Source organism: Amycolatopsis minnesotensis (assembly GCF_039529815.1).
Taxonomy (GTDB): domain Bacteria; phylum Actinomycetota; class Actinomycetes; order Mycobacteriales; family Pseudonocardiaceae; genus Amycolatopsis; species Amycolatopsis minnesotensis.
Genome location: NZ_BAAANN010000102.1, coordinates 1 through 3,960, shown reverse-complemented (window position 1 = coordinate 3,960; position 3,960 = coordinate 1). Strand labels below are relative to the sequence as shown.

The 3,960-nt window shown below is 71.5% G+C and carries 2 protein-coding genes; both read left to right on the top strand.

Going from position 1 to position 3,960, the window contains the following annotated elements; all coding sequences use genetic code 11:
• A partial coding sequence (locus tag ABD256_RS43940) for an SDR family NAD(P)-dependent oxidoreductase (RefSeq protein WP_344432335.1) occupies nt 1-2,186 on the top strand: 2,186 nt, incomplete at its 5' end.
• Nucleotides 2,186-3,960: type I polyketide synthase (locus tag ABD256_RS43935; protein WP_344432333.1), on the top strand; the 1,775-nt coding region annotated here is incomplete at its 3' end. The genes ABD256_RS43940 and ABD256_RS43935, both read left to right, overlap by 1 nt.

Sequence of the window (3,960 nt, the reverse complement as noted above, 5' to 3'; positions counted from 1 at the left end):
CACGAGGAATCACCACGTTCCTGGAAGCCGGACCCGGAACCAGCCTGAGCACAGCCATCACCACCAGCCACCCCGACACCACCACCATCCCCACCCACCGACCCCACACCAACGAGAACCACACCCTCGCCACCGCACTGGCCACCCTGCACACCCACGGCACCCCCATCACCTGGACCACCACCACCGGAAACCACCTCAACCTCCCCACCTACCCCTTCCAACGCGAGCGCTACTGGCCGGACACACCCGTCAAGAGTGCGGCCTCCGAGCCTGCGGACGAGCGGTTCTGGGAGGTCGTGGCGAACCAGGACGTGGCCGGGTTCGCGGCGGCACTGGAGATCGGCGCCGACGCCGGGCTGGCCGATCTGCTGCCCGCATTGTCCGACTGGCGCAGGCGTTCGCAGGAACAGTCCACTGTGGATGGATGGCGGTACCGGGAGCGCTGGACTCCGCTCGGTGACATCGTGGCCGCGCTGGACGGCCGCTGGGTCCTCGTGGTGCCGGATTCGCACCGCGACGACCCGCTGGTCGCCGACTGCGTGCTGGCCCTGGCCGCCGGTGGCGGCGATCCGCACCGGATCGACGTCGGCGCGGACGACGCCGATCGGCTGACCCTGATCACCCGCCTCGCCGAGGCGGGCCCGGTTCGCGGCGTGCTTTCCCTGTGGGGACTGGACACCCGGATCCGCCGGGGGAGCGTCACGAACGGCATTGCGGGAACGTTGGCGCTGACCCAGGCCGTGGCCGACGCGAGCGACCTGACGTTGTGGTGCGCCACGTCCGGCGCCGTCTCGACCGGTGTCGCCGACCGACTTGCCAGCCCGGAGCAGGCCATGCTGTGGGGCTTCGGCCGCGTCGCCGCCCGTGAACAGCCGGAAGTCTGGGGTGGTCTCGTCGACCTGCCCGCGCGGCTGGACGACCGGGCGCGGACACGGCTCGTCGCGGCACTGGCCGGGATGGGCGAGGACCAGGTGGCCATCCGGGAGCCGGGATCGTGCGGCCACCGGATCGTCCCGGCACCGGTCACCGGTACCGAACGAGACGGCTGGCGGCCCAGCGGCACCGTGCTGATCACCGGTGGTACCGGCGCGCTCGGTGGTCTGCTCGCGAAGTGGCTGGTGGCAGGCGGTGCCGAGCACGTGGTGCTGACGACCCGCCGCGACCGGGACGAACCCGCGACCACCGCGCTGACCGAGGAACTGGCCGCGCTGGGCGCCCGCGTCACGATCGCCAGGGGTGACGTGACCGATCGGACCGCGATGACCGGGCTGTTCGAGCGGCTCTCGGCGGATGCCGCGCCGCTGACCGCGGTCTTCCACGCGGCGGGCGTGCTCGATGACGGGATGCTGGCGTCGCTGACGGCGGAGCGGTTCGACGCCGTGCTCGCCGCCAAGGTGACCGCCGTGCGGCTGCTGCAGGAACTCGGCGCGGGATTCGACCTGTCGGCGTTCGTCTGCTACTCCTCGATCGCGAGTGTCCTGGGTGGTGCCGGTCAGGCGAACTACGCGGCGGCCAACGCCTATCTCGACGCCCTGGTCGCGCAGCGCCGGTTCGACGGCTTGCCCGGGCTGTCGGTCGTGTGGGGACCGTGGGCCGAAGCGGGCATGGCGGCGGAGACGGAAGCGGTCGCGGAACGCCTTCGGCGCAGCGGCATCTCGGCGCTCCCGTCCGACGGCGCGCTCACCGCACTGGGCCGGGCGCTGTCCCTTGGCGACTCCGTCGTCGTGCTGGCGGACCTGCCCGGCGTGGCAAGCGCGCCGGAAGCACCGCGGGAGGCCGGATTCCGGGACCGGCTCGAAGGCACCGGTCCGCTGGAACGCCGCGACGCCGTGCTGGAAATGGTGCGGGTGAACGTCGCCGCGGTGCTGGGCCACCGCGGCCCGGACGCGGTCGTGGTGGACCGGGGATTCCTGGACGCGGGTTTCGACTCACTGAGCGCGGTCGAACTGCGCAACCGCATCAACGCCGAGACCGGGCTGCGGTTCCCGAGCACGTTCCTCTACGACTACCCGAACCCGGCACTGATGGCGGCGAAGATCGACGCCGACCTGTTCGGTGAGGACGCCGCGACGGTGGACGACGCGCCCGGCGCACTGGAGATCGACGCGCTTGATGACGAAACACTGGTGAAGTTGGCGCTGGAGGGCTCCGGCTCCTCCGGGCCGGAAACGTGGAGTGCATGATGGCCCTGCCCGCTGACAAGGTTCTCGAAGCCCTTCGCGCCTCCATGAAGGAAGCCGACCGGCTGCGCAGGCAGAACCACGAACTCACCACCGCGAACAGCGAGCCGATCGCGATCGTCGCGATGAGCTGCCGCCTGCCCGGCGGGGTGCGATCCCCGGAGGACTTCTGGCGCCTGCTGGTCGAGGAGCGGGACGCGATCTCGGAGTTCCCGGCGAACCGAGGCTGGGACCTTGGCTCGCTGCTCAGCGACGGCGACGAGGAAGGCACGACCTACTGCCACGAGGGCGGCTTCCTGCACGACGCCGGGGCGTTCGATCCGGAGCTGTTCGGGATCAGCCCCCGCGAGGCGCTCGCGATGGACTCGCAGCAGCGGCTGCTGCTCGAAATGTCGTGGGAGACCTTCGAGCGGGCCGGGATCGACCCGTATTCGTTGCGCGGCAGGAAGTACGGCGTCTTCGTCGGACTGTCCTATCACGACTACGCGATGCAGGCGCACTCCGTCGCGGAGGGCGTCGAGGGCCACCTGCTGACCGGGAACGCGGGAAGTGTCGCGTCGGGACGGGTGGCTTACACCTTCGGGCTGGAGGGGCCGGCGGTCACGCTGGACACCGCGTGCTCGTCCTCGCTGGTCTCGCTGCACCTGGCCTGCCAGGCACTGCGCCAGGGCGATTGCACGATGGCGCTGGCCGGTGGGGTCACCGTGATGGCCAGCCCGTCGGCGTTCGTGTCGTTCAGCAGGCAGGGTGGGCTCGCGCCGGATGGCCGGTGCAAGGCGTTCTCCGCGGACGCGGACGGCACCGGCTGGGGCGAGGGTGTCGGCATGCTGCTGGTGGAGCGCCTCTCCGACGCGCGCCGCAACGGTCATCCCGTGCTCGCGCTGGTACGGGGCAGCGGGGTCAACCAGGACGGTGCGAGCAGTGGCCTGACCGCGCCGAACGGGCCGTCGCAGCAGCGGGTGATCCGGCAGGCGCTCAGTGGTGCGGGGTTGTCACCGTCCGATGTGGACGTGGTGGAGGCACACGGCACGGGTACGACGCTGGGTGATCCGATCGAGGCGCACGCGCTGCTGGCCACCTACGGCCAGGACCGGCCGTCGGACAGTCCACTGTGGATCGGATCGGTGAAGTCGAACATCGGGCACCCGCAGGCCGCCGCCGGGGTGGCAGGCGTGATCAAGGTGGTGCTCGCCGCGCGCCACGGGCTCATGCCGAAGACGCTGCACGTGACCGAGCCGACGACCGAAGTGGAGTGGACGGCGGGCGCGGTGCGCCTGCTCACCGACGCCCGCCCGTGGCCGGAGCACGGCAGGCCCCGGCGGGCCGGGGTCTCGTCGTTCGGGGTCAGCGGTACCAACGCGCACGTCATCATCGAGGAGGCGCCGGAGCAACCGGTGACCGACGCGGAACCGGTGACCGTGGCGCCGCCGGTGGTGGCACTCCCGGTGTCCGCGCAGACCGAGCCCGCGCTGCGCGCGCAGGCCGCGCGCCTGGCGGCGTACTTCGAGGAGCACCCGGACACCTCGCCGCTGGATGTGGGGTTCTCGCTGGCGACCAGCAGGGCGATGCTGCGCAACCGCGCGGTCGTGACCGGTTCGGACGCCGCGGAGTTCGCGCGTGAACTGCGCGCGGTGGCCGAGGGCGAGTTCTCCGGTGCGGTCGCGCGCGGTGTGGTGGGGCCGTCTCGGCTTGCGGTGGTGTTTTCGGGGCAGGGGTCTCAGCGGGTGGGGATGGGGTGGGGTTTGTCTGGGGTGTTTCCGGTGTTCGCGGCGGTGTT